The 22,898-nt window shown below is 33.0% G+C and carries 29 protein-coding genes; 26 read left to right on the plus strand and 3 right to left on the minus strand.

What is annotated here, in order from left to right; genetic code table 11:
- The first annotated feature begins 3 nt into the window (after positions 1-3).
- The 22 genes from L0669_RS22385 to L0669_RS22490 all read left to right on the plus strand — a co-directional run bounded on the left by L0669_RS22385 (position 4) and on the right by L0669_RS22490 (position 14,714).
- Positions 4-672, plus strand: a complete 669-nt coding sequence (locus L0669_RS22385) for a response regulator (protein ID WP_263760051.1) — start codon at positions 4-6, stop codon at positions 670-672.
- 161 nt (positions 673-833) lie between these two features.
- The gene (locus L0669_RS22390; protein WP_263760052.1) at positions 834-1,040 is read left to right on the plus strand and encodes a hypothetical protein; all 207 of its coding nucleotides are present in this window, start codon (positions 834-836) and stop codon (positions 1,038-1,040) included.
- Between the two features lie 5 nt (positions 1,041-1,045).
- A complete protein-coding gene (locus L0669_RS22395; RefSeq protein WP_263760053.1) occupies positions 1,046-1,276 on the plus strand; it encodes a DUF4236 domain-containing protein in 231 nt (76 codons plus the stop codon).
- 2 nt (positions 1,277-1,278) lie between these two features.
- A complete protein-coding gene (locus L0669_RS22400; protein WP_263760054.1) occupies positions 1,279-1,551 on the plus strand; it encodes an excalibur calcium-binding domain-containing protein in 273 nt (90 codons plus the stop codon).
- Positions 1,552-1,563: 12 nt separating this feature from the next.
- Entirely contained in the window at positions 1,564-1,959 is a 396-nt protein-coding gene (locus L0669_RS22405; RefSeq protein ID WP_173972079.1) for a hypothetical protein, read from the plus strand.
- 3 nt (positions 1,960-1,962) lie between these two features.
- Complete coding sequence (locus L0669_RS22410) at positions 1,963-3,231, plus strand: ABC transporter permease (protein ID WP_263760055.1); 1,269 nt, start codon at positions 1,963-1,965, stop codon at positions 3,229-3,231.
- Positions 3,232-3,236: 5 nt separating this feature from the next.
- Positions 3,237-4,145: a hypothetical protein gene (locus L0669_RS22415; RefSeq protein WP_263760056.1), complete on the plus strand. Its 909-nt coding sequence runs from the start codon at positions 3,237-3,239 to the stop codon at positions 4,143-4,145.
- A gap of 172 nt (positions 4,146-4,317) precedes the next feature.
- The gene (locus tag L0669_RS22420; protein WP_263760057.1) at positions 4,318-4,548 is read left to right on the plus strand and encodes a DUF4177 domain-containing protein; all 231 of its coding nucleotides are present in this window, start codon (positions 4,318-4,320) and stop codon (positions 4,546-4,548) included.
- A complete protein-coding gene (gene yidD / locus L0669_RS22425; RefSeq protein ID WP_263760058.1) occupies positions 4,545-4,829 on the plus strand; it encodes a membrane protein insertion efficiency factor YidD in 285 nt (94 codons plus the stop codon). The genes L0669_RS22420 and yidD overlap by 4 nt, the downstream gene beginning before the upstream one ends.
- A 138-nt stretch (positions 4,830-4,967) precedes the next feature.
- On the plus strand, positions 4,968-5,378 hold the full coding sequence (locus tag L0669_RS22430; protein WP_263760059.1) for a hypothetical protein: 411 nt from the start codon (positions 4,968-4,970) through the stop codon (positions 5,376-5,378).
- A gap of 7 nt (positions 5,379-5,385) precedes the next feature.
- Positions 5,386-5,595: a hypothetical protein gene (locus tag L0669_RS22435; protein WP_263760060.1), complete on the plus strand. Its 210-nt coding sequence runs from the start codon at positions 5,386-5,388 to the stop codon at positions 5,593-5,595.
- 214 nt (positions 5,596-5,809) lie between these two features.
- Positions 5,810-6,154, plus strand: coding sequence for a hypothetical protein (locus tag L0669_RS22440; protein ID WP_263760061.1), 345 nt, complete (start codon positions 5,810-5,812; stop codon positions 6,152-6,154).
- Positions 6,155-6,235: 81 nt separating this feature from the next.
- Positions 6,236-6,538, plus strand: coding sequence for an urease subunit gamma (gene ureA, locus L0669_RS22445; protein WP_263760062.1), 303 nt, complete (start codon positions 6,236-6,238; stop codon positions 6,536-6,538).
- Between the two features lie 16 nt (positions 6,539-6,554).
- Positions 6,555-6,929, plus strand: a complete 375-nt coding sequence (gene ureB / locus L0669_RS22450; RefSeq protein WP_263760063.1) for an urease subunit beta — start codon at positions 6,555-6,557, stop codon at positions 6,927-6,929.
- Complete coding sequence (gene ureC / locus L0669_RS22455) at positions 6,926-8,641, plus strand: urease subunit alpha (RefSeq protein ID WP_263760064.1); 1,716 nt, start codon at positions 6,926-6,928, stop codon at positions 8,639-8,641. The genes ureB and ureC overlap by 4 nt, the downstream gene beginning before the upstream one ends.
- A gap of 41 nt (positions 8,642-8,682) precedes the next feature.
- On the plus strand, positions 8,683-9,189 hold the full coding sequence (gene ureE, locus L0669_RS22460) for an urease accessory protein UreE (protein WP_263760065.1): 507 nt from the start codon (positions 8,683-8,685) through the stop codon (positions 9,187-9,189).
- Positions 9,182-9,871: an urease accessory protein UreF gene (locus L0669_RS22465; protein WP_263760066.1), complete on the plus strand. Its 690-nt coding sequence runs from the start codon at positions 9,182-9,184 to the stop codon at positions 9,869-9,871. Before ureE ends, L0669_RS22465 begins: the two co-directional genes overlap by 8 nt.
- 22 nt (positions 9,872-9,893) lie before the next feature.
- The gene (gene ureG, locus L0669_RS22470; protein WP_263760067.1) at positions 9,894-10,532 is read left to right on the plus strand and encodes an urease accessory protein UreG; all 639 of its coding nucleotides are present in this window, start codon (positions 9,894-9,896) and stop codon (positions 10,530-10,532) included.
- Positions 10,532-11,329: an urease accessory protein UreD gene (locus L0669_RS22475; protein WP_263760068.1), complete on the plus strand. Its 798-nt coding sequence runs from the start codon at positions 10,532-10,534 to the stop codon at positions 11,327-11,329. The genes ureG and L0669_RS22475 overlap by 1 nt, the downstream gene beginning before the upstream one ends.
- Positions 11,329-12,027, plus strand: a complete 699-nt coding sequence (locus L0669_RS22480) for an urease accessory protein UreH domain-containing protein (protein ID WP_263760069.1) — start codon at positions 11,329-11,331, stop codon at positions 12,025-12,027. The genes L0669_RS22475 and L0669_RS22480 overlap by 1 nt, the downstream gene beginning before the upstream one ends.
- Positions 12,028-12,079: 52 nt before the next feature.
- Positions 12,080-13,009: an urea transporter gene (locus L0669_RS22485; RefSeq protein WP_263760070.1), complete on the plus strand. Its 930-nt coding sequence runs from the start codon at positions 12,080-12,082 to the stop codon at positions 13,007-13,009.
- A 352-nt stretch (positions 13,010-13,361) separates the two neighbouring features.
- Positions 13,362-14,714 carry a GH1 family beta-glucosidase gene (locus L0669_RS22490; protein WP_263760071.1) on the plus strand — a complete coding sequence of 451 codons (1,353 nt, stop codon included), beginning with the start codon at positions 13,362-13,364 and terminating at the stop codon, positions 14,712-14,714.
- A gap of 75 nt (positions 14,715-14,789) precedes the next feature.
- Here the strand turns inward: L0669_RS22490 and L0669_RS22495 are convergent, their stop codons facing one another.
- Entirely contained in the window at positions 14,790-15,158 is a 369-nt protein-coding gene (locus tag L0669_RS22495) for a hypothetical protein (RefSeq protein ID WP_263760072.1), read from the minus strand.
- Positions 15,159-16,246: 1,088 nt separating this feature from the next.
- Between L0669_RS22495 and L0669_RS22500 the strand changes: the two genes are divergently transcribed.
- Together L0669_RS22500 and L0669_RS22505 are read left to right on the plus strand one after the other, a co-directional pair.
- On the plus strand, positions 16,247-16,432 hold the full coding sequence (locus tag L0669_RS22500) for a hypothetical protein (RefSeq protein ID WP_263760073.1): 186 nt from the start codon (positions 16,247-16,249) through the stop codon (positions 16,430-16,432).
- A 56-nt stretch (positions 16,433-16,488) separates the two neighbouring features.
- Positions 16,489-18,213 carry a tetratricopeptide repeat-containing sensor histidine kinase gene (locus tag L0669_RS22505; RefSeq protein ID WP_263760074.1) on the plus strand — a complete coding sequence of 575 codons (1,725 nt, stop codon included), beginning with the start codon at positions 16,489-16,491 and terminating at the stop codon, positions 18,211-18,213.
- Positions 18,214-18,283: 70 nt separating this feature from the next.
- Here L0669_RS22505 and L0669_RS22510 read toward each other — a convergent pair whose 3' ends face one another.
- Complete coding sequence (locus L0669_RS22510) at positions 18,284-18,817, minus strand: 5' nucleotidase, NT5C type (RefSeq protein ID WP_263760075.1); 534 nt, start codon at positions 18,815-18,817, stop codon at positions 18,284-18,286.
- Between the two features lie 84 nt (positions 18,818-18,901).
- On the opposite strand from L0669_RS22510, the gene L0669_RS22515 reads away from it, so the two are divergent.
- Positions 18,902-19,651 carry a DeoR/GlpR family DNA-binding transcription regulator gene (locus L0669_RS22515; protein WP_263760076.1) on the plus strand — a complete coding sequence of 250 codons (750 nt, stop codon included), beginning with the start codon at positions 18,902-18,904 and terminating at the stop codon, positions 19,649-19,651.
- A 178-nt stretch (positions 19,652-19,829) separates the two neighbouring features.
- Here the strand turns inward: L0669_RS22515 and L0669_RS22520 are convergent, their stop codons facing one another.
- Positions 19,830-20,864 carry a S66 family peptidase gene (locus L0669_RS22520; protein ID WP_263760077.1) on the minus strand — a complete coding sequence of 345 codons (1,035 nt, stop codon included), beginning with the start codon at positions 20,862-20,864 and terminating at the stop codon, positions 19,830-19,832.
- Between the two features lie 607 nt (positions 20,865-21,471).
- Between L0669_RS22520 and aspA the strand changes: the two genes are divergently transcribed.
- Entirely contained in the window at positions 21,472-22,881 is a 1,410-nt protein-coding gene (gene aspA / locus L0669_RS22525) for an aspartate ammonia-lyase (protein ID WP_263760078.1), read from the plus strand.
- Positions 22,882-22,898: the final 17 nt, after the last annotated feature.

Below are 22,898 nucleotides of genomic sequence, written 5' to 3' on the forward strand. Positions count from 1 at the left end.
CTTATGTTTAAAAAAGTAATAATTGCCGAGGATCTCGAAGATATAAATTTAGGAATCGAGCAAACCTTAAAAAATTTAGATATTGTAAATTTTCAGCATGCAAAATATTGTGATGATGCGTTTCTAAAAATTCGAAAAGCAATTCTGGACAATGAACCTTATGATTTATTAATTAGTGATCTTTCTTTTAAAAAGGATCATCGCGAAGTAAAAATTACCTGCGGTGATGAACTTGTAGAGAAGGTTCGTGAACTTCAGCCCGATATAAAAATCATAGCCTATTCTGTAGAAGATAAAAGTCATCGCATTAAATCTCTTTTCGAAAATGCTGATATTGATGGTTTCGTTTTAAAAGGCCGAAACAGTATCGAAGATTTAAAAAAAGCAATTCATCTTACCTCAACTTCAGATCAAAAATTTATTTCGCATGAAGTTGCTTCGGCGCTTCAGGAAAAAAACAATTTCGAAATAGACGATCTTGACATTCAAATCTTAAAACATTTGTCGTCGGGAACTCCGCAAGACGAAATCATTCAAATTTTTAAAGACTTGGGCATAAAACCCAATAGCAAAAGTGCAATGGAAAAAAGACTCTCAAAACTGAAAGATTTTTTTAAAGCCAATAATACTGTTCATTTAGTTTCTATTGCAAAAGATATGGGTATTATCTAAAATATTATTATAAAATTATTAATTCTAAAAGCTCCTTCGGGGGCTTTTTTTTATGGTTCAAATTAAAAAAATGGTGATTATGGATTTCCGTAAAATACTGATTTCAAATAGATATAAGTTTGAATTGTTGAAATTTCAATAATAATTTAAAACCAAAAAACATGAAAAAGTATTATGTAAACAACACCGAACAATCAAACAAAGATCATGAAGTTCATACAGATGAATGTCAATATTTTAAAAGTATTGTAAGTAAAAAATATCTTGGAGAATTTTCAGATTGCAAACCTGCGATTGTTGAAGCAAAAAAAACTTACTCTAAATCGAATGGCTGCAAAACTTGTTGCAACGCCTGTCATACAAGCTAAAAATTATGGGCTTTCGATTTCAAAAAAGAATAAAACTTGGAGGAGGACTTGGATTCAACATAAGCAAATCCGGAATTTCTCCAAGTTTAAGAACAAAGATGGGAACATTTAGCAAAAGCGGTTATTCTACAAAAACGGGTATATCCGGATTAAGATATCAAAATAGCGGATGCATCGTATTAATTGCATTTACAGGAATTATAACATTTTTAATTTTTACCATAAAAGATTTATAGTCATGAATACCAGAATAAAAATTACAGTACTATTTATAGCATCAATATTATTAGGATTAATAATTTCTTGTTCAGAATCTTCAGATGCCTCAAACACAAATGATATATCAGGTTCAACAGGAAATTCATCAAACTCAAATTGCCCAACTAAAACTTGTGGAGATTTTAAAACCCAGCCTCAGGCTCAAGCAACTTTTGACAGTAATAGAACATGCTATAAAAGTTTAGATGGTGATGGAAATGGGCGCGCATGTGAAAGTTTGCCTAAAAAATAAAACAGAAAAAACATGATAACACTAGAACTAAAAAGCCACTTTTTAAGATTATATCAAATGGCATTATCTGATGATCAATTTGATGTCTTAGAACTTCAAATGCTGTATCACTTTGCAGACGAACGCGGAATTCCGAGAGAGGAACTCGATAAACTTTTTCTTAATCCCATAAATACCGAATTGATTATACCTGAAAACTTAAATACCAAAATCGAATACTTGTACGATTTTACAAGAATCATTTGGGCTGATGGTAAAATTACCGATGACGAAGAAAATATGCTAAAAAAGTATTGTCGAAAATTTAATTTTCTGGATGAAAACATCAATGATTTATCAAGCTATCTTATTGATTGTGTTCAGAAAAATGTTCAAAAAGAAGAAATTATTAGTCAATTAAATTCCTAAGTCATGAAACCACTTGCACAATTATTTAGTTTAAAAAAAACCGAAGATTCTCATCTTAAAACTTCAGACGAAAATGAAGAAGACAGAGAACAAATTAGAATAACATATTATCAGAGTGGTTTTGCCGCATCGATAAAAGCAACCGGAAAACCAATTGTTCTCAAAGCGTGCCTTCAAAATTTATATATGAGTTTTGAAGATCAGTGCCGAAAACAAAAACTTGAACAAGACCGGTTAAAACAACCCTACAAAGAAGAGCAGGAAAAAAACCGAACCGAACTTAAAAAATCAGAAACTGCCATAGGAATTTATGAAAAAAAAGAACAGGATATTAATTCCGAAATCGATCAGATAAAAAACGAAATTATCGAAGTAAAACGCAATCCTGATAAATACGGAATCGAAGATGGAAAAGGCCTAAAGGCACAATTTTATATTGGCTTATTTTTATTACTGCCCATAACACTATATGTATTAGTATTTTATATTTCGGCATCTTATTCAGCATTTTTCAAAGAATTTGCTAATGACAGTTTAACAGCTGCTATTTTTGATGCAAATGCTTTAACCAATTCATTCCAAGCAAGCTGGCTCGAAGGAGTTTTAGTAATTACAATTCCGTTTGTATTTATGGGGTTAGGTTATGTCATTCATATGGTACAAAAAGGAAAAGGAATTAAAAACGTTTTTAGAATGATTGCCCTTTTTGTAACAACTTTTTTGTTTGATGCTTTACTAGCTTATCAAATCGAAAAGAAAATATATGAGTTTAATAAAACTACAGATTCTGCACCTTATAATTTAAATATTGCATTAGGTGAAGCGGAGTTTTGGATGATCATCTTCGCCGGATTTGTGGTGTACATTATTTGGGGACTTGTTTTTGATTTTGTAATGAAAGAGTTTGAAAACATCGATAAAATAAGAGCTTTTATAAGAGGGAAAAAAGAGAACCTCATCGATTTAGAAAAACTAAAAACAGACTACGTAAACAAGGTCAACGACTTTAAACAGCAAATAGTTACCATAAACGGAAAAATCTCTGAACTTCAGTCTAAAATTGATGGTTTTGTATTTCCTGTAAAAGAATATCTGCACTATCATCATCAATACAAAGAAGGATGGTTTCAGGCCATTAATACAGAAATTGCATTGCCTTATACTGAAAAAACCGAATTACTGGAAAGTTGTGATTTGTTTTCAGAAGAACACTTAAGCAAATTAAACCTGGTCGATCCTGATTTTCAACATTTAGTTTATTCAAAAAATTAATGGCTATGAAAAACATTTTTACCCTAATTGCAATGTCTTTCTTAATCTCTTCTGCTTTTTCATGCAAAAAAGAACCGAGCAAAGAAGAATCCAGTGAAAAAGAAATTGTTTCAAAAAATACTGTTTCAGAAGATTACAATATTAGTATACTGCTTGATTTATCGGACAGGATTAGCCTTAAAAAAAATCCAAACCCAACAATGGAATATTACCAAAGAGATTTAGGCTATATAAAATCAGTTTCTGAAGCATTTACGCAGCATTTAAAATCAAAAAGAATAAGACAGATTAATGATAAAATGCAATTATTTTTTAATCCTGAACCTCTTGATCCGGCAATTAATACAATTGCTCAAAATTTGAGAATTAGCATTGATAAAAATAATGCATCAAAAGAGTTACTCAATTCTATAAATTCAGATTATGCTTCGCAGACATCAAAAATTTACGAGTCGGCCATAAAAGATAATAAATATGTGGGATCAGATATTTGGAGTTTTTTTGACAGTAAAGTAAAAGATCAATGCATTGAAAACAAGTACCGAAACATACTTATTATTTTAACTGATGGATATATGTTTTATGAAAGTACTGTTATGAAAGAGGGAAACCGAACCACTTATATCACTCCGGAACTAATTCGAAAAAATGGATTAAATACTAAAGATTGGGATACAAAATTTCATGATCAGGATTTTGGTTTTATAAAAGCAAATAGTGATTTATCAAATCTCGAAGTTTTAGTTTTAGGAATAAATCCGGATAAAAAGAATCCATACGAAGAAAAAGTAATCAGAGCATATTGGTCAAAATGGTTTACTGAAATGAAAATAAGCCATTTTGAAATTAAAAATGCTGATCTCCCATCAAATATGGAGAAAATTATTAAAGACTTTATTTTAAATAAAGAATAGGTTTTACATCAAACAAAAACATTCAAAAGAGGCATTCTATTGTCCTCTTTTTTTCTATTTATACCATCTCCAAAAATTACTTCTAAATTCTCTCTGATTACGGATTTCCATAAAATACTGGTTTCAAATAGGTTTAAGTTTGAATTAATAAATTAATTTAAAACTAAAAATTATGGAATACAAAGTAGTCCCATTCGTAGCTTCAATCGATCCTAAAAAAGGAACTTCAAATCACGTTGCTGAACAACTTGAAAGTTTAATAAAAAGCTTCACCAATCAAGGTTGGGAATATGTACGATTAGAAAGCGTATCAACATTTGTTCATCCTGATGCTGGTTGTTTTGGTCTTGGCGCCCGACCAGGTTATACTACAAATAATCAAATGGTAGTTTTTCAAAGATGAAATTCATAATACTATTTGGCATTCGATTGTATTGGATTCTTATTCCGAAATCTAAAAGAAGAAAATGCATTTTTAAAAAATCCTGTTCTAACTATGTCTTTGAAACTACCCAAAAAGAGGGATTTATCAAAGGTTTAAAAGCATTTCAATTTCGATATAAAAATTGTAGAGGAAATTTTCAAATTTTTAAAAACCCAATAAACAATCAAATACAAATGATTCTTCCTTCTCAAATAATAATTGACAAGGAAGAAATCTCAGATAGATTAATTAAAAGTTAGTTAACAAATTAAAATCAGGTATAAGTACTCATTTTGAAAGAGTTATTTCGAATTAGATTAGCTATTCAAAAGTATTACGTCTTTTAATTACAGAAAAAAACAATTTTCATTTTATAAAATCCTTCATTCAAAATGCCTATGCAAAAAAACTACTCTATTCTATTTCTATTAGTTTTTATTTTTTCCTGCAAAAGGGCCTCTGCTCCGCCTCCACCAGAAATAAATTCGTTTTATAAACTAACTATTACTGCAGACGATCGTAAAACAATAACTGCTGAAGAAGCAAAAACATATCATGTAAATCATACTTACCAATACGAATACAGAACCGGAGATCCCGGACATTATGAATATAATTATGATGTAAAAGGAATTAATAGCAAAGGCGATTCGGTTCGCGGAAATATCAATGTTCAGGGAAAATTCGGTGCGGGAATTTTAATTGCAGATACAATTCCTGATATTGAAATTAATACCGAATGGATTTCGTACGGAAAGCTCAAAGCCTCTGATAAAGAAGGAAATGAATATCAATTAATTGTCAAATAAAGCTCTGATGAAATATACTTTACTCTTGTTATTTATTTTTTTAACTTCTTTTAAACCTCCTGAAACCAGTGTCTATATTTGCGGTTCAACCGGTGCAAAAAAATATCATTTTAAAGAAACTTGCCGCGGTCTGTCATCATGCAACCACGGAACTGTTAAAACCTCCATTAAACAAGCAAAAGGTTTAGGTCTTACCCTTTGTGGTTGGGAAGATTAATACAAATATAAAAACACTCATATACAAACAATTAAGAATTCTTTCTTGCTGTATTTGAGTGTTATTTTTTTATAATGAAATTTTTCCTACATTCTTAATTTTTATTTTAACAAAAATTTATCAAGTAAATAACTATATTTAATAATCCACTACTGTAATTTTGTAAAATATTATTTACAAAATGTCAAGTAAAAAAACACATAAAAGGATAGAAATGGAGAATAAAACAAAGTATGTTTTACTCTTCACCTTTATATTTTTATTGTTTTTTGGTTTTACTTTATTATCCAATACAGGTAATTCAACTTCATTACCTCAGCAGTTAAAAAAAGAATCTACTATTAGTAAATCTTTGTCTTTAGTAAATAATGATAGTAGTGCCGAATTTTCTTTAGAAGACTTTGATTGTGAAAATCCTGGTTTAATTCTATATCCAGCATTTACTTCTTTACCAATTAATTCGTTTGATAACAGATCACAAATTCTTGGAGATCATCAAATCAGAATACCATTTCACCTACCTCTGTTTTTGCGATATCACGCAATAAAAATTCCTTAATTCTTTTTAGCATTCGGTGTATTCAACATCCGAACAACATTCTTGTATTTCCTTAATTTAATAATTTTAAATAAAATAAGTATGCACTTAACTCCCAGAGAAACCGAAAAATTAATGGTTTACTTAGCTTCTGAAGTTGCTTTAAAACGAAAAGCACGTGGCTTAAAACTAAATTATCCTGAAAGCATTGCCATCATTACTGCTTATGTAATGGAAGGCGCCAGAGATGGTAACAGCGTAGCCGATCTTATGCAAAGCGGCGCCAAAGTACTCACTCGAGATGATGTTATGGCGGGCGTTCCTGAAATGATTCATGACATACAGGTAGAAGCCACTTTCCCGGACGGAACAAAACTGGTAACCGTTCATAACCCGATTCGTTAATCTAAAAAAACATAAAATGATACCAGGAGAAACTTTTATAAAAGAAGGCGACATTACCTTAAATGAAGGTCGTGAAACAGCTACTATAACAGTAGTTAATACAGGAGACAGACCAATACAGGTGGGATCTCACTTTCATTTCTTTGAAATTAATAAAGCCATGGAATTTGATCGAGCTGCTGCTTTTTGTATGCGCTTAAACATTCCTGCAGGAACAGCAGTACGTTTTGAGCCAGGAGAAGAAAAAGAAGTCAATTTAGTACAAATTGGAGGCAATCGTAGAATTATGGGGCTTAATAATCTTGTAAACGGAGATGGTAATTCACATCATAATAAAGAAATGGCCGTAAAGTTAGCTGATAAACTAAATTTTAAAAATACATCAAAATGAGTTTAAATATAAGCAGAGATAAATATGCTAATCTTGCCGGACCTACAGCCGGAGACAAAATTAGATTAGGAGATACCGATTTAATCATTGAAATCGAAAAAGATTATGCCGTATATGGTGATGAGGTAATTTTTGGTGGAGGAAAAACTGTACGTGATGGTATGGGGCAATCTACCACTTCGATAAGAGAACAAGGTTCATTAGACCTTTGTATTACAGGAGTTACCATTATTGATCACTGGGGAATTGTAAAAGCAGACGTTGGTGTTCGCGATGGTAAAATCGTAGGAATTGGTAAAGCAGGAAATCCTGATATTATGGATGGTGTAGATTCTAACCTTATCATTAGTGCTTCGACAGAAGTTCACGGTGGTAAAGGATATATTCTTACTGCTGGTGGTATCGACACTCACATTCATTTTATTTGTCCGCAACAAATAGAAACAGCTTTATACAGTGGTATTACCACTATGATTGGTGGAGGAACAGGGCCAAACGACGGAACGAATGCTACAACCATAACTCCAGGAAAATGGAATCTTGAAAAAATGCTTCAGGCAGCAGAAGAATATCCAATGAACTTAGGTTTTTTTGGTAAAGGAAACTGCTCGACTCCAAAACCATTAATCGAACAAATTGAAGCCGGAGCTTTAGGATTAAAAATTCACGAAGACTGGGGAGCAACACCAGCTGTAATCGATGCATCACTCACCGTAGCTGATGAATATGATGTACAGGTTGCTATACATACCGATACGCTTAACGAGTCTGGTTTCTTAGAAGATACCATGACAGCTATCAATGGTAGAGTAATTCATACTTTTCATACTGAAGGCGCCGGTGGAGGACATGCTCCGGATATCATCAAAGCGGCGATGTATAAAAATGTTTTACCGGCATCTACGAACCCAACAAGACCATTTACTAAAAATACAATCGATGAGCATTTAGATATGCTAATGGTTTGTCATCACTTGAGTAAAAACATTCCGGAAGATGTTGCTTTTGCAGATTCCAGAATTCGTCCTGAAACTATTGCTGCCGAAGACATCTTGCAAGACATGGGTGTTTTTAGTATCATGAGTTCAGATTCTCAAGCGATGGGTCGTGTTGGTGAAGTAGTAACCAGAACCTGGCAAACAGCAAGCAAAATGCGCGCTCAAAGAGGATATTTAGAAACCGATACTGAGAATGACAATTTCCGTGTAAAAAGATACATTTCTAAATATACCATCAATCCTGCAATTGCTCACGGAATCTCTGATTATGTAGGATCTATCGAAGTGGGTAAAATGGCCGATTTTGTACTTTGGAAACCAGCGCTATTTGGTGTAAAACCAGAAATCATTTATAAAGGAGGATTTATTGTAGCGGCAAAAATGGGAGATCCAAATGCCTCTATTCCAACACCTCAACCTATCGTTTATAGAAATATGTTTGGCGCTCACGGAAGTGCAAAATACGGTACTTGTGCCACTTTCGTATCTCAAGTTTCTATCGAAAAAGGAATTGTAGAAGAATACGGTTTGAAAAAAATGGTACTTCCGGTAAAAAACTGTCGTAACATCTCTAAAGCTAATATGATTCACAATAGCGGAACTCCGGATATCGAAGTAAATGCTGAAAATTATAAAGTTTTTGTAGACGGAGAACATATTACATGCGAACCCGCAGACAAATTACCATTAGCACAATTGTATTTCATGTTCTAAGAATTTAGTTCGAAATCATTTAAAATTAAAAAAGTTATCACATGCTTATTAAAGAAATATTAGGAAATACCGCCCAGCAATCTTTAGACAAACTAACTATTGATCTACTGGAAATTGAATGGTATGAAGCAACAAAACGCATACAGCGCAAAACCAGTAATGGCGGAACAGATTTATCTATAAAATTCTTAAAAGAAGGTCAGCGTTTACATGAAGGCGATATCCTTTATCAGGATAATGAAAAAGCAATCGTTGTACATATAAAACCATGTGATGCAATAGTGATTAAACCTAAAACGATGCTTCAAATGGGAACTGTTTGTTATGAAATTGGTAATAAACATATGCCTCTTTTTATTCAGGAAGAGCTGGTTTTAATGCCTTTTGAAATGCCAATGTTTCGATGGTTAGAAGCTTCGGGTTACGAGCCATTAAAAGAAGAACATCAATTGCTGAATTTGTTAAAATCGAATGTAGAGCCACATGGTCATTCAGGAAGTACGTCTTTATTTAGTAAAATAATTAATATCGCCTCGAAAAATGAATAATCCTTTTTTAGGCAGTTTACTTCATATTGCCGATCCTACGTTGCCAATTGGTGGATTTTCTCATTCTAACGGATTAGAAACTTACGTTCAGAACAACAAAGTAAAAGATACCGCTTCCGCAGAAATCTTCATTGAAAATATGTTGCAATACAATATCAAATTCAATGATGCCTCGTTTATGCGAATGGCTTATGAAATGACATCAAACAATGATTTGCAAGCCCTGATTCAGTTGGATCAGGAATGTACCGCATTTAAATCCCCCAGAGAAATGCGCGATGCCAGCCAAAAATTAGGGCTGCGATTCATTAAAATATTTAGACGTCATAAAGAATTTGATTTGGCCCAGCAATACGAGCAAAGTATTCATAAAGGAGATGCAACGGGACATTATGCCATTGCTTTTGCTATGTACGCCTGCTTAATGGAAATTCCGCTTGAGGAATCCTTGTTTGCTTTTTTTTACAATAGTTGTATCGGAATGATTACTAACAGTGTAAAGCTTGTACCGCTAAGTCAGTTAGACGGACAAGATATGATGTTTCGTTTTCAGCCCAAAATAGCAAAATTAGTACAGGAAACCCTTTCGCTGGACAAAGACTTAGTAGGAATGTGCAGTATCGCATTCGATATAAGAGCAATGCAGCACGAAAGATTATATTCAAGACTTTACATGTCTTAAAAACAATAATATTTAAATTAAAATGGAAGATAGAAAATATATAAAAATAGGTGTTGCCGGCCCAGTTGGATCAGGAAAAACAGCACTTCTGGAAAGACTTTCCAGAAAAATGATGGATAGCTATAATCTTGGCGTAATTACCAATGATATCTATACCAAAGAAGATGCAGAATTCATGACTAAAAACAGTCTTTTGCCAAGAGAAAAAATCATTGGTGTAGAAACAGGTGGTTGCCCTCATACTGCCATTCGCGAAGATGCCAGTATGAATTTAGAAGCGGTAGACGAATTGGCAAAACGATTTCCGGATATCGAATTGATCTTAATCGAAAGTGGTGGCGATAATCTTTCGGCAACTTTTAGCCCTGATTTAGCCGATGTAACCATTTTTGTTATCGATGTTTCAGGAGGAGAAAAAATACCAAGAAAAGGCGGTCCCGGAATTACCCGTTCTGATCTTTTATTAATTAATAAAATTGATTTGGCTCCTATGGTTGGCGCAAGTCTTGAAATAATGGAAAATGATGCCCGCAGAATGCGTCAGGGAAAACCATTCGCTTTTAGTAATCTAAAAACTGATGAAGGATTGGACAGTATTATTGGATGGATTAAAAAATATGCACTTTTAGAAGATATAGAAGAGCCAAAGTTATACCGATAATGGATTCTAAATTACAAATTGTAACGGGCTGCAGAGACGGAAAATCATACCTGAAAGATGTCTTTGTAAACCCTCCTTTTCGAGTTGTTCCTGTGGGACAATTAAAAAAAGACGGAGGTGCTTATTTGATGATGACAAGCTCCTCTCCCGGAATTTTAAGCGGAGATCATTATTATATGGAGGTATTGGTTGAAGAAAATGCTCGCTTGCAATTACTGTCTCAATCCTACCAGCGTTTGTTTAATATGGATGATCGTGCAACGCAAAATCTTACGGTAAACATGAAAAAGAATACCTCTTTTTTTTATGTTCCGCATCCAATTGTTCCGCATGAAAATTCAACATTTGTGAGTACAAACACCATTTATATTGAAAATGATTGCGACTTTATGCTGGGAGAAATAATTACCTGCGGAAGAAAACATCATGGAGAAGTTTTCAAGTACAATCATTTTCAGAATAAAACGGAAGTTATTCATAATCAAAAAGTAATTTTTAAAGACAATGTTTTACTCCGTCCGGAAATAGTGCCGCTGGATGCCATGGGTGGGCTGGAAGAATTTACACATCAGGGAACTTTAGTTTACTTAAATACAAAAAATATCAAACCTGAAGATTTTATAGAAGAAATTTTCGAAAGACTAAGCCAGGAAAAAGAATTACAATTTGGAGTTTCGTCTTTGCAAAATGATGGTTTTGTAGTAAGAGTACTTGGTTTTGGCGGAGAACAAATATTCAATTGTTTTCAGGAAATACAAGAAAAAATATGGAGTTATAAACCTCAAAATATTTCGTGATGAATGATACTCTTTGGGCTTTATCGCTTACGGCTATTTCTATTAGTTCGATACATACAATGTCAGGGCCTGATCATTATTTACCTTTTATCGTTTTATCGAAATCCAGAAAATGGTCGGCTTTTAAAACGTATATGCTCACCATCATTTGCGGATTTGGGCATGTTTTAAGTTCTGTTGTTTTAGGTTTAATTGCTGTTTTTTTAGGATGGCAAATGAATAAAATAAGCTGGTTTCAGGATATAAGAGGAAATATTTCCGGTTGGGCATTACTGATCTTTGGTCTTATTTATTCAATCTACGGTATCTGGCAAGCTTATAAAAACAAACCTCATAAACATTTTGATGTTTTAGGCGAAGATGTTTATGTTTTTGAACACAAACATGGCGAAATAGTCATGCCTGATAAAAGAGTTAAAGTTACACCATTGGTTCTTTTTGCCATTTTTGTCATGGGACCAAGCGAACCTTTAATTCCGTTACTTTTCTTTTCCGGTACACATCGATCTGTTACAGAAATTGTGGTACTTATTACTGTCTTTACAATCTCTACTGTTTTAACCATGTTATTGATGGTAGTTCTGGGTCGCTATGGCTATAGCCTCATCAAAACCGAAAAATTAGAACGTTATTCTAATGCCATAGGCGGTTTTGTAATTACAGCATGCGCTTTCGGGATGGTCTTTTTGGGATGGTAAATCTTAAATAAAATACTTTTTCTCAAATAAAAATTATCAAATTAATTCAAAAATGAAAAAACTCGATAAAATAATAGAACACAAATTCCCTATCGTAGCGGAAGTTCTAAAAGGCATTGGACAAATAATGCTGCAAGAAAACATCTATACCGGATTATTTTTTACCATTGGTATTTTCTTCGGATCCATATCAATGGGAATTGCAGTGCTTCTGGCAACCTTAGTAGGTACACTTACCGCCAAAGTTTTAAAATACGATCAAAAAGAAATCAGCATGGGCTTATACGGCTTCAGTCCTGCTTTAGTTGGTGTTGCCTTGAGTTTTTTATTTAAAAGTGAAATCATAGTTTGGGTATTAATTATTGTGGGAGCTGCAGCAGCTGCAATAACTCAGCATTTTTTCATCAAAAAAAATATTCCCGTTTTTACTTTTCCCTTTATTCTTGTTACCTGGATTTTAGTAACAGTACTACACCACTTTTCTAGTATTCCTCCGTCTGAATCTTTTATCAGTGTTCCTGATTTATCTAACATTGATAATTTTACTTCAGAAACAAATGGTTTTGGAGAAGTTATTTTTCAGGGAAGTATTTGGGCAGGACTTCTATTTTTTATTGGCGTTTATATAAGTTCACCTGTTGCAGCTTTGTACGGTTTGATGGGTTCTGCTCTTAGTGCGGCAATTTCTTTTCATGTACACGAACCAATCAACCAAATTAGTATGGGATTATTTAGTTTTAATGCCGTATTGTGCGCGATCACTTTCGCAGGCGATAAAAAAAGAGATGGTATTTTAGTTTTCCTTTCGGTTGTGATTTGTGTCATTATCAATATTGCTCTTGTAAATTCTAACTTTACTATTCTTCAAACCGCAGGAGGACCGTTTACACTTCCTTTTGTTTTGGCCGCTTGTTTAGTTTTGCCCCTTAAAATAAGAAAAGATGCAATTTCATCAAAAATACAAAGCATCATTAGACTATAGCTTCTCAATATTCATCTGATCTAATTCTTTAATTTTATTATTTAAGAAATTAGCAAACTCAAATAAAACCGTCTAAGATCACTTGGCGGTTTTTTGTTTTTTATAAAATATTGATCCGCTTTTTTTAAGTGATTACAAGGATTTCAACACAACCAAAACACTTAACATTTTAATAATCTTCACATTACGTTAAATTCATATTAGTTTTATTAATTTGATTAAAACTAAACGTTATGAAATTCTTTAATCTAAATTTCCTGGTATCATTCAAAGAATGGCTGTTTTTAAGAGCTATGCAATCCTCTTTCCTTCATTAATATATTACAATAAAAATAAAGGAAAACTTATTTGAATGAATAAAATTGAGAACTCATTTTTGAACAAAGACCAATTTGGAGATGATTTCTTGTGGGGTGTTTCAACCGCCGCTTTCCAAATTGAGGGAGCACATGATGCCGATGGAAAAGGTTCTTCTATCTGGGATGTTTTTACATCGCAAAAAGGAAAAATAAAAAACGGACATCATGCTCTAACTGCCTGCGATTTCTATAATTCGTACCAAAACGATATCGACTTAATAAGCGAATTAAATATTCCGAATTTTAGATTCTCTATCAGCTGGCCCCGGATTATGCCTACAGGAGTTCATCCTGTAAATCAATCCGGTATCGAATATTACAACAAAATTATCGACTCTTTATTGGCTTCCGGAATCGAACCCTGGATCACTCTTTATCATTGGGATTTACCACATGCTTTAGAAACAAAAGGAGGCTGGACCAATCGCGAATCAGTTTCATGGTTTTCTGAATATGTAGAAGTCTGCGCACAATATTTTGGCGATCGGGTAAAAAACTGGATGGTCATCAACGAACCTTCGGTTTTTACCGGAGCAGGATATTTTCTGGGGATTCATGCACCGGGAAAAAAAGGTATTACCAATTATCTTAAAGCCATGCATCACGTAACATTAGCTACTGCTGCCGGCGCAAAAATATTGAGAAACAGAATTCCCGAAGCCAATATTGGTACAACTTTTTCTTGTACACATATTGAACCTGCAACGGAAAGTACAAAAGATGTCGAGGCTGCAAAACGTGTAGATACTTTACTCAACAGAACTTTTATAGAACCCATTTTAGGATTGGGCTATCCGCAAAAAGATCTGCCAGTATTGAAAAAGCTTAATAATTATATTTTAGAAGACGATCTTAACAATCTCTCTTTTGATTTTGATTTTATAGGCCTGCAATGTTACACGCGTGAAGTAGTAAAATCATCGATGTTGATTCCGTACATAGGCGCTGAACTTATAAGTGCCGAAAAGAGGAATGTAATATCTACTGAAATGGGATGGGAAGTTTATCCTCCTGCCCTATATCACGTCCTGAAAAAATTTAACGAATATAAAGGCATTAAAAAGATTATCATTACCGAAAATGGCGCAGCCTTTCCGGATACGTTAAGCAACGGAAAAGTTTATGATATCAAACGTACGCATTATATTCAGGATCATTTAGAGCAAATTCTTAAAGCAAAAAAAGACGGCTTAAACGTCGAAGGTTATTTTGTATGGAGCCTTACCGATAACTTTGAATGGGCCGAAGGTTATAATGCCAGATTCGGGCTAATTCACGTCGATTTTGAAACGCAGCAAAGAACCATTAAACATTCAGGATTGTGGTTCAAAGATTTTTTATCTTAAAAACTAAATAATTAAAAATAATAAAGCCTTTCGCAATTAAGTTGTGAAAGGCTTTTTCATTTCAAATAGAATTATCTATTGACGAAATCTAAATTTATATTGTTGTTTTAAAATTCCAATATGAATCTTTCCGTTTATTTTTAAATGCGCTGTTACAAGAATATATCGTTCTTCGGGATATTTTACATTATAACTAAAAATAGTGTCTTTAACCTTAACCTGAAGCAGGTGTTTTCCCTCATCAGATACTGGCAACTCTGCCGTTTCATAGCCAGGCATCGCATTGGTTGCTTTTAAGTTGATATCCTGAATTTTCTTTTTGTCCAGAAGTACTTCCAGTTTTAAGTTATCAAGTCTCATATCCGTTGGCTGTTCAAACGAAACTTCATATTTTTTACAACCAAAAGTGCATAAAACAATGAATAGTAGTAAAAGCTTTTTCATAAAAGATATTTTTTAAATTGATCCTGACCAAAAATCAAAATCTATTGTAAGGTTTTATAAATATAGATAATTTTATTACAATCCAATGGTGTTTAAAAAGCAAATTTTTCGGCTTAAAAAGTTAGTAATTTCGGACGTTAAAATCTCCCAAATTTTATCCGTTTAAAAGTAAAAAAAATGACAATTTCCCTTGTATTTACTAGGTTTATAGATATATTTTGCTTATCTTTATAGTATAAATAACAGTCTAATACATGCCAAAAAACAATCTAATTATGCGCCAAAATTACTCTTCAAAAAATTATCTTTTCAACTCTTTTTCGCATTTTATTTTTCAAAATGCTTCTTCATTACATTTAGAAATTACTTTGTCTCATTTTTCTTCTGCACAAAGTATAAACAAGCAAAAAACTTTAAACCGATCGCGCCAATTGCAATCGTAATTATCATTTCTGAATATATCTTCTGAGCTTTTTTTAGAAATATATTCCTGAAACTAAACAAAAGATTTCCTTTTTCAGGAAGCTCTTTAGACCCTCCATGTTCATTTTTAACCAAACCCTTTATTACTATGACTTCTTTCTCTACTTCAACAACTGTTTTAGCTCTATCGCTATTCTCAATTTCTTGTGCTTCTTCAATACATTATTTATCTTTTTTTAATCACTCAAACCAACCTTTTTAAGACTTTTTATCTCTATATAATAAAAGCTCAGATTGGTTTTTCATTCACATAACACGTTCTAACGAGCCTAAATTTACTATGCATTGTACTTTGTTTTTAGGAATTTCCGGGAATCTCAGGAAAACGTGGGAATTCTGGGAATCCCTTATCAACAAAGGCCTCAAAGCGCCTTTACTTTGCCATAGAAATTAGTTCATGTTTTGTCTGCAGACTAAAACAAAAACAAAAACTATTTCAAACTAACAGTGTAAAAACCGTAAGACTGAGTTTATTCAGGAAGTATAAATAACGTCTTACTGTTCTACACGAATTACTTCCTAAAAATCAATTGGTATTGCTCCAAAAAATCTCTGGATAAAATCCGGACAGCAATACTCATGTCTAATTTCTAAATTAAATCAAAATGAAAAATCTAATACTTTTTATCGCTTTTGCGCTATTATTCACGATATTTTCTTGTACTCCTGATGAGTATGAGACTCAACCAAAAAAGGATACAGAAAAAGCTATTAATCACATAAAAGCAACTTATGCTGACGGTCCTGGTGACGATGGTACGAAACCACCACCTCCAGTACCAAAAGATTAATAAATATATCTTTTTAGTATCTAATTAATTACTATTTTCGGGGAAAGTAAATTTGTATGTTACGGTCCCCGTTTTTTTATTTTATTTTAGTTCTTTTTCTTTTTTCCTGTGAAGAAAAAAAGACTATAAATACTAACAAAGAATCTGTCCGAAAAGAGGCCCTTAGTTTACGAAATAAAGCCATTGAAAATTATGATAAGCAAAACTTCAATACCGCTTTTGATGAGTTTTATAAATCAAAACAACTTTACGAAAATTTAAGGGAAAGCGGAAAAAAAGATAGTGCCAATATAGGTTACATACTTACTCAAATGGCAGCAATACAGCAAGTCAACGGAGATTATTACGGAAGTAAGGAAACCGTTACCGAAGCATTACTGTATGTTAAAAAAAATAGTGTTTACACAGCTGAAATAAATAATAGATTAGGTATTGCTGATAAAGAACTCTCTCTTTATGATGATGCCATTCTTTACTACAAGGAAGCAGCAAAAGACATCATAGATCCTGTACAAAAGCAAATCCCTATAAGTAATATTGCCGCAGTTTATATCCAACAAAAAAAATATGATAAAGCAATTACTCTTTTAGAATCTCTTTTAAATAATAAATTTTTAAAAAACATAGTTAAACCAATTGACAATGCTACAATTGTAGATAATTTGGGTTATGCTTATTTTAAGAATGGAATGGACGATAAAGGATTATTCTTAATGAATAAAGCACTACAGGCAAGAAACGAATTTAAGGATGTATACAAAAGCATTGAAAGCTATCTGCATCTTGCTGATTATTATGCAAAAAAAGACATTCACAAATCAAATCAAAATGCTCTTTTGGCCTACAACACTGCTACAAAACTAAATAGTGTTGATGAAAGACTAGAAGCATTGCAAATTTTAATATCAAACGATCACAGTAGTCAGAACAGCAAATATGTGCAACGGTATTTTACTTTAAACGACAGCATTATTAAGGTTCGAAATAACTTTAAAAACAAGTTTGCAAAAATTAAATACGATGCAAAAATAGAAAAAGATGAAAATGCAAAACTTCGTTTAGAAAAAGCAGAAAATCTACTATCACTTCAAAAAGCAACTTACTTACGAATTGTTTTTATAATCGTTTTTATTTTTCTGGTCATTTTAATAGCCATCTTAATACGCTATTATAAAAATAAAAACAGGGCAATAGAATTCAAAACTTCGTATAACACCGAAACTAGAATTGCTAAAAAAATTCATGATGAATTGGCTAATGATGTCTTTCATGTAATTGCTTTTGCCGAATCTCAGTCGTTATCTGCAGAAAGTACTAAAGAAAACCTACTTCAAAAATTAGATGATATTTATGGTCGCGTGAGAGGAATTTCGAGAGAAAACAATAGAATTGACACTGGCAAAGATTTTATTAAAAGCCTGAAAGATATGCTTTCGACCTATAATACCAGCGAAAGAAACATTATGGTCACTAATTTAGAAAGCATCAATTGGGAAATTATCGATGACATAAAAAAGATTACCATTAGTAGAGTTTTACAGGAATTAATGGTCAATATGAAAAAACACAGTCAGGCCAATCTGGTAGTTATAAAATTTGAAAGCGATCAAAAATCAATCATAATAAACTATACCGATAATGGCAAAGGAGCCGAAAAATCTAAAATAGCGAAAAACGGACTCCAGAATATGGAAAATCGTATTCAGGCCCTTAAAGGAACTATTGATTTTGAAACTGAACTCGATAAAGGATTTAGAGCAAAAATAGCGATACCAAAATAAAAAACCTTTCAAGATTACTCTCAAAAGGCTTTTTTCTTCAAAAAACAAGTAATATTATAACCTCTTCAGCTTATAATGTTTCGTTTAAAACCGCAACCACCTCTTTCCAATTATTAACCCTTAAATGATGCGTTTTGTTTATATTATGAAATGCTGTAAACATAATGGGTTTGCCCATGCAATAATCTAAATTTTTGCAATGATCATCAATCATATAATCAGTATTAATGATTCTTTTGCTTCCGCATAAAATAATATTTTCCCATTTAATAAACGGAAAATGTTCTCCCAGCCAGGCTACTTTTTCAGCAAGTGAAACTGGAAATTCTGTTGCAGCCGAAACAATAAAAACTTCAAAATTCTCTTGTAATTCACGTACACTTTCAACAGCATCAGGCATTACAGGCAATGATCTGAAAAAATTGTCTGCGTTTAAAACTGAGCGTACAACAGCGCGGTCAACAAAAGCTTCCTCTTCTTCCAATCCCTGAATACTTTCTTTCGAAAGGTTCGTTCCGTTTGCTTTATTGTAATGTTGTATCAATTGGTGTTCTATGTCGGCAAGTACACCGTCCATGTCTATGGCTATAGTTTTCTTCTTCATTATAATTTATTTTGCGACAAAATTAAGCAAATATTGCAATATGTTGCAAATTTATTTTATTTTTGCAATATAAAATCGCATCAAATGAAAAAGGAAGAACGTCAAAAAGTAATTTTAGAATACTTATCAAAAGAGCACCGATTAACTTTAACTGAGCTTAGTGCGTACTTAAATGTGTCTGAAGACACCGTACGAAGAGATGTAAAAGAGCTATCAGATCAAGGATTGCTAAAAGCTGTTCGTGGCGGAGCCGTTGCGCCCTCTCCTATTCCGTTGCATTTTAGAAAAAGAGAAAAACACGATCTCGAAAACAAGAAAATAATTGCCGAAAAAGCAATTTCATTTCTAAAAGACGGTCAGGTAGTTTTTATCGACGGAGGAACAACTTCTCTGGCTTTAGTGGCAAGTTTTCCTTACGACTTAAAAATTACTGTGATTACCAACAGCTTTCCGGTTGCGGCCTTAGTCGAAGATTTGCCCAATATCGAATTGATTTTTGCAGGCGGAAAAATGTGCAAAACTTCCTTTACCACCGCCAGTATCGAAACCATAGATTTCTTCAGGAATTTTAGAGCCGATATTTGTATTTTGGGACTTTGCAGTATACACCACGAAAGAGGAGTTACCGGTATTTTATACGATGATTCGCAGATTAAAAAGAATATGATTCAAAATTCAAATTTTGTTATTGCATTAGGTTCTGCTGAAAAAATTGATACCGCCGAATCTTATTTCGTTTGTCCTCTTCGATATATAAATGTTCTCGTAACCAATATTTCTCCGAACGATGAAATTTTTCAAGCCTACAAAAAATCCGGTGTTACTATTGTTTAAAATCTAAGCTATTATTTTTAAGGAGCTATTTCCTGCTATTCGTTTCAATCTTTTGTGCCGAACCACGGCACAAAAGGATTTACACTTCTATCAGGGCTAGGGCATTCGTTTTCATAAGAAAGACTTTCAAGATTAGGCCCCAAAAGTCTTTAAATAATAAATTGATCTTTAAAACGAATTACACTACGCCACTTTCTAATATAGTAAATGACTTATTTTCACAATCAATCTCGGCTAATACACCAAACGGAATCGTAAACGTTGGGCATGTGTGACCAAAATCCATCTCAGTAATAATAGGAAGATTGGTCAAATTTTCTTCTTTCATAATTTTCAGAATCTCATTATTATATTCTTCCATATATTTTGAATCATAAGGACGACCTAAGATAATTCCACTTACACGATGCAAAATTCCTTGTGTAGCATAATTGCGTAACCAATATCGAAACGCTCTTGGCTCAACCTTATTTTCAGAAGTTTCCCAAAACAAAATACAATCATCCCATTCCTCATTTTGTGGCCATAAATTGGTCGCCTTCAAAAATTCTAAAACATCTAAACAACCTCCTATTAATTTTCCCTGAACTTTCCCATGACCCTGCAAGAAATTCCATCCCTGAGAAGGTATCAGCTGTCTTTTTGTATTTGACAACGAAGCATCAAACCAATCCAGATATTCTGATGTCCAGCCCTTACTACTCTTAATTTCACTAATAGCCTGATTAGAAAACAATGTGTTTTTAATATCCTCAATCTGATATTCATGCATACCTGTATTCTCAGCAAAACCAACCAGAACCGAAGTACCATAAAAAGAAGTTATTCCTGCTTTTAAGCACGCAAAATGAGTAATCGTTGCATCAGAAAATCCCAGAAATATTTTCGGATTCTGTTTTATAATATCTAAATCTAAAAAAGGTAAAATCCTTACACTATCTTCTCCTCCAATGTTTGAAATAATCGCTTTGATCGATGGATCTGAAAAAGCTTCCATCAAATCTTCTGCACGAGCTTTTGGGTTATTATAAATCCAATCAGCAGATTGTAAGGCATTTTTAGTTTCAACAACTTCAAGCCCAAATATCTCCTGAAGTTGTTTTTTCCCGTATTCATAGCGCTGCAATAATTCTCCCGCACCACCCCAGGAAAGCGATATCGTGGCAATTTTATCTCCACGCTTTAATGCTTCTGGTTTAATAAGATCCTTCATAAAATTTCTTTTGACTTACAAATATACAGAATGAAAACTTCTTCATTTTAGTAATAATCCGAGAATTGTATGAGACAAAATTTGCTTTCATTCATACTTGTAAATTCGGCGTGACAACATTTTTTTGTTACTATACGGTACTGCAAAATCTACTATAAATAATCCCTTTTTCTTCTTTTTCACAACAAAAAAGTTGAGATATCAAAGTTTTTTCGTGGGTAAATCAAACATTTTACCTTATAAAAAACTGTCTCTGAGCATTTTATTTATTTTATGCAATTTTATTTATTTTATAAGAAAAAGATTACCTTTAGTTAATATTATAAGAAAATTAATACAGTTATTATTTTATCTTAATAGCTTAAAAATAATTAGCAATATGATCTAACACTGCAGATGCAGAATTTTAATAATGGAATAGAGTGAGAATGCAACCCATTAAAATTAACCTGTAAGCTACAAAATGCTTTATGCCTTACTAGTAACTGTCTTTGCTTCGTTTTTAGTTGAAATACTAACAACCCTAAAAATCATATCCTGTTAATTACTAAAATTAGAATTGTGACGATCAACAATAAATATGTTACCAATTAAATTTTAATACATTATGGAAAAAACAAGAAAAGAACATGATTTTCTAGGAGAATTAAATATTCCAGATCATCTTTATTATGGTATTCAGACTTTTAGAGCTGTAGAAAATTTTAATATTACAGGAATTCCAATTTCAAAAGAACCTTTATTTATTAAAGCTTTAGGTTATGTAAAAAAAGCAGCAGCTTTAGCCAATAAAGATTGTGGTGCACTTGATCCAAAAATTGCCGAAGCCATCTGTTACGGAAGTGATCAGGTAATTGCAGGTAAATTCGATCAGGAATTTGTGAGCGATTTGATTCAGGGTGGCGCAGGAACTTCGGTAAATATGAATGCAAATGAGGTAATTGCCAATATTGGTCTGGAATATCTGGGACATAAAAAAGGAGATTACAACTTCCTGCATCCCAATAATCATGTTAACTGTTCCCAATCTACAAACGATGCTTATCCATCGGCATTTAGAATTGCGCTTTACATGAAAATGGAAAGCTTCATTAAAACATTAGAAGGTTTAGAAGTTGCTTTTGCTGCAAAAGGAGAGGAATTTAAAAGCGTTCTTAAAATGGGAAGAACTCAATTGCAAGATGCCGTTCCGATGACTTTAGGACAGGAATTTAAATCATACGCCACGACGATAGGTGAAGATGTTAGAAGATTAAAAGAAGCGCAAAGTCTGGTTCTTGAAATTAATATGGGAGCAACTGCAATTGGTACAAGAGTAAACGCACCGGAAGGTTATCCTGAAATTTGCGTGAACTATTTAGCCAAAGAAGTTGGAATTCCGTTGACGCTTTCTCCTGATTTAATCGAAGCTACGGTAGATACAGGAGCTTACGTTCAGATTATGGGAACATTAAAAAGAACAGCAGTAAAAATTTCTAAAATTTGTAATGATTTAAGATTATTGAGTTCAGGACCAAGAACAGGTTTCAACGAAATCAATTTGCCTGCACGTCAGCCAGGATCTTCGATCATGCCGGGTAAAGTAAATCCGGTAATTCCGGAAGTAGTAAACCAAACCTGCTTTTACGTAATTGGTCAGGATTTAACGGTTACTATGGCCGCTGAAGCAGGACAATTGCAGTTGAATGTAATGGAACCGGTAATTGCTTTTGCAATGTTTACTTCATTAGATTATCTTTCAAATGCTATCCAGACTTTAATAGATAAATGTATTATTGGAATTACGGCAAATACAGATCATTGCTACAATCTGGTAATGAACAGCATTGGAATCGTTACACAATTAAACCCAATTTTAGGTTATGAAGTAAGCGCTAGTATTGCCGGCGAAGCTTTAAAAATGAATAAAAGCGTTCATGACATTGTTGTGGTAGAAAGAAAACTAATTACACAGGAAAAATGGGATGAAATTTATTCATTAGATAATCTGATCAATCCAAAATTCATAACTGCTTAGAACAAAAATCTTATCAA

It is taken from the genome of Flavobacterium bizetiae (assembly GCF_024271895.1).
GTDB classification, from domain to species: domain Bacteria; phylum Bacteroidota; class Bacteroidia; order Flavobacteriales; family Flavobacteriaceae; genus Flavobacterium; species Flavobacterium bizetiae.

Bases quoted from the DNA above. Each gene is read 5' to 3' on its own strand.
- aspA (WP_263760078.1), top strand. From the start codon at position 21,472: ATGGAAAAAACAAGAAAAGAACATGATTTTCTAGGAGAATTAAATATT.
- L0669_RS22415 (WP_263760056.1), top strand. From the start codon at position 3,237: ATGAAAAACATTTTTACCCTAATTGCAATGTCTTTCTTAATCTCTTCT.
- L0669_RS22435 (WP_263760060.1), top strand. From the start codon at position 5,386: ATGAAATATACTTTACTCTTGTTATTTATTTTTTTAACTTCTTTTAAA.
- L0669_RS22475 (WP_263760068.1), top strand. From the start codon at position 10,532: ATGGATTCTAAATTACAAATTGTAACGGGCTGCAGAGACGGAAAATCA.
- L0669_RS22390 (WP_263760052.1), top strand. From the start codon at position 834: ATGAAAAAGTATTATGTAAACAACACCGAACAATCAAACAAAGATCAT.
- L0669_RS22480 (WP_263760069.1), top strand. From the start codon at position 11,329: ATGAATGATACTCTTTGGGCTTTATCGCTTACGGCTATTTCTATTAGT.
- ureC (WP_263760064.1), top strand. From the start codon at position 6,926: ATGAGTTTAAATATAAGCAGAGATAAATATGCTAATCTTGCCGGACCT.
- L0669_RS22515 (WP_263760076.1), top strand. From the start codon at position 18,902: ATGAAAAAGGAAGAACGTCAAAAAGTAATTTTAGAATACTTATCAAAA.
- ureA (WP_263760062.1), top strand. From the start codon at position 6,236: ATGCACTTAACTCCCAGAGAAACCGAAAAATTAATGGTTTACTTAGCT.
- L0669_RS22430 (WP_263760059.1), top strand. From the start codon at position 4,968: ATGCAAAAAAACTACTCTATTCTATTTCTATTAGTTTTTATTTTTTCC.
- L0669_RS22520 (WP_263760077.1), bottom strand. From the start codon at position 20,864: ATGAAGGATCTTATTAAACCAGAAGCATTAAAGCGTGGAGATAAAATT.
- L0669_RS22490 (WP_263760071.1), top strand. From the start codon at position 13,362: ATGAATAAAATTGAGAACTCATTTTTGAACAAAGACCAATTTGGAGAT.
- L0669_RS22420 (WP_263760057.1), top strand. From the start codon at position 4,318: ATGGAATACAAAGTAGTCCCATTCGTAGCTTCAATCGATCCTAAAAAA.
- ureB (WP_263760063.1), top strand. From the start codon at position 6,555: ATGATACCAGGAGAAACTTTTATAAAAGAAGGCGACATTACCTTAAAT.
- L0669_RS22485 (WP_263760070.1), top strand. From the start codon at position 12,080: ATGAAAAAACTCGATAAAATAATAGAACACAAATTCCCTATCGTAGCG.
- L0669_RS22495 (WP_263760072.1), bottom strand. From the start codon at position 15,158: ATGAAAAAGCTTTTACTACTATTCATTGTTTTATGCACTTTTGGTTGT.
- L0669_RS22510 (WP_263760075.1), bottom strand. From the start codon at position 18,817: ATGAAGAAGAAAACTATAGCCATAGACATGGACGGTGTACTTGCCGAC.
- L0669_RS22395 (WP_263760053.1), top strand. From the start codon at position 1,046: ATGGGCTTTCGATTTCAAAAAAGAATAAAACTTGGAGGAGGACTTGGA.
- L0669_RS22500 (WP_263760073.1), top strand. From the start codon at position 16,247: ATGAAAAATCTAATACTTTTTATCGCTTTTGCGCTATTATTCACGATA.
- L0669_RS22505 (WP_263760074.1), top strand. From the start codon at position 16,489: ATGTTACGGTCCCCGTTTTTTTATTTTATTTTAGTTCTTTTTCTTTTT.
- L0669_RS22405 (WP_173972079.1), top strand. From the start codon at position 1,564: ATGATAACACTAGAACTAAAAAGCCACTTTTTAAGATTATATCAAATG.
- L0669_RS22465 (WP_263760066.1), top strand. From the start codon at position 9,182: ATGAATAATCCTTTTTTAGGCAGTTTACTTCATATTGCCGATCCTACG.
- L0669_RS22440 (WP_263760061.1), top strand. From the start codon at position 5,810: ATGGAGAATAAAACAAAGTATGTTTTACTCTTCACCTTTATATTTTTA.
- ureG (WP_263760067.1), top strand. From the start codon at position 9,894: ATGGAAGATAGAAAATATATAAAAATAGGTGTTGCCGGCCCAGTTGGA.
- L0669_RS22400 (WP_263760054.1), top strand. From the start codon at position 1,279: ATGAATACCAGAATAAAAATTACAGTACTATTTATAGCATCAATATTA.
- L0669_RS22410 (WP_263760055.1), top strand. From the start codon at position 1,963: ATGAAACCACTTGCACAATTATTTAGTTTAAAAAAAACCGAAGATTCT.
- L0669_RS22385 (WP_263760051.1), top strand. From the start codon at position 4: ATGTTTAAAAAAGTAATAATTGCCGAGGATCTCGAAGATATAAATTTA.
- ureE (WP_263760065.1), top strand. From the start codon at position 8,683: ATGCTTATTAAAGAAATATTAGGAAATACCGCCCAGCAATCTTTAGAC.
- yidD (WP_263760058.1), top strand. From the start codon at position 4,545: ATGAAATTCATAATACTATTTGGCATTCGATTGTATTGGATTCTTATT.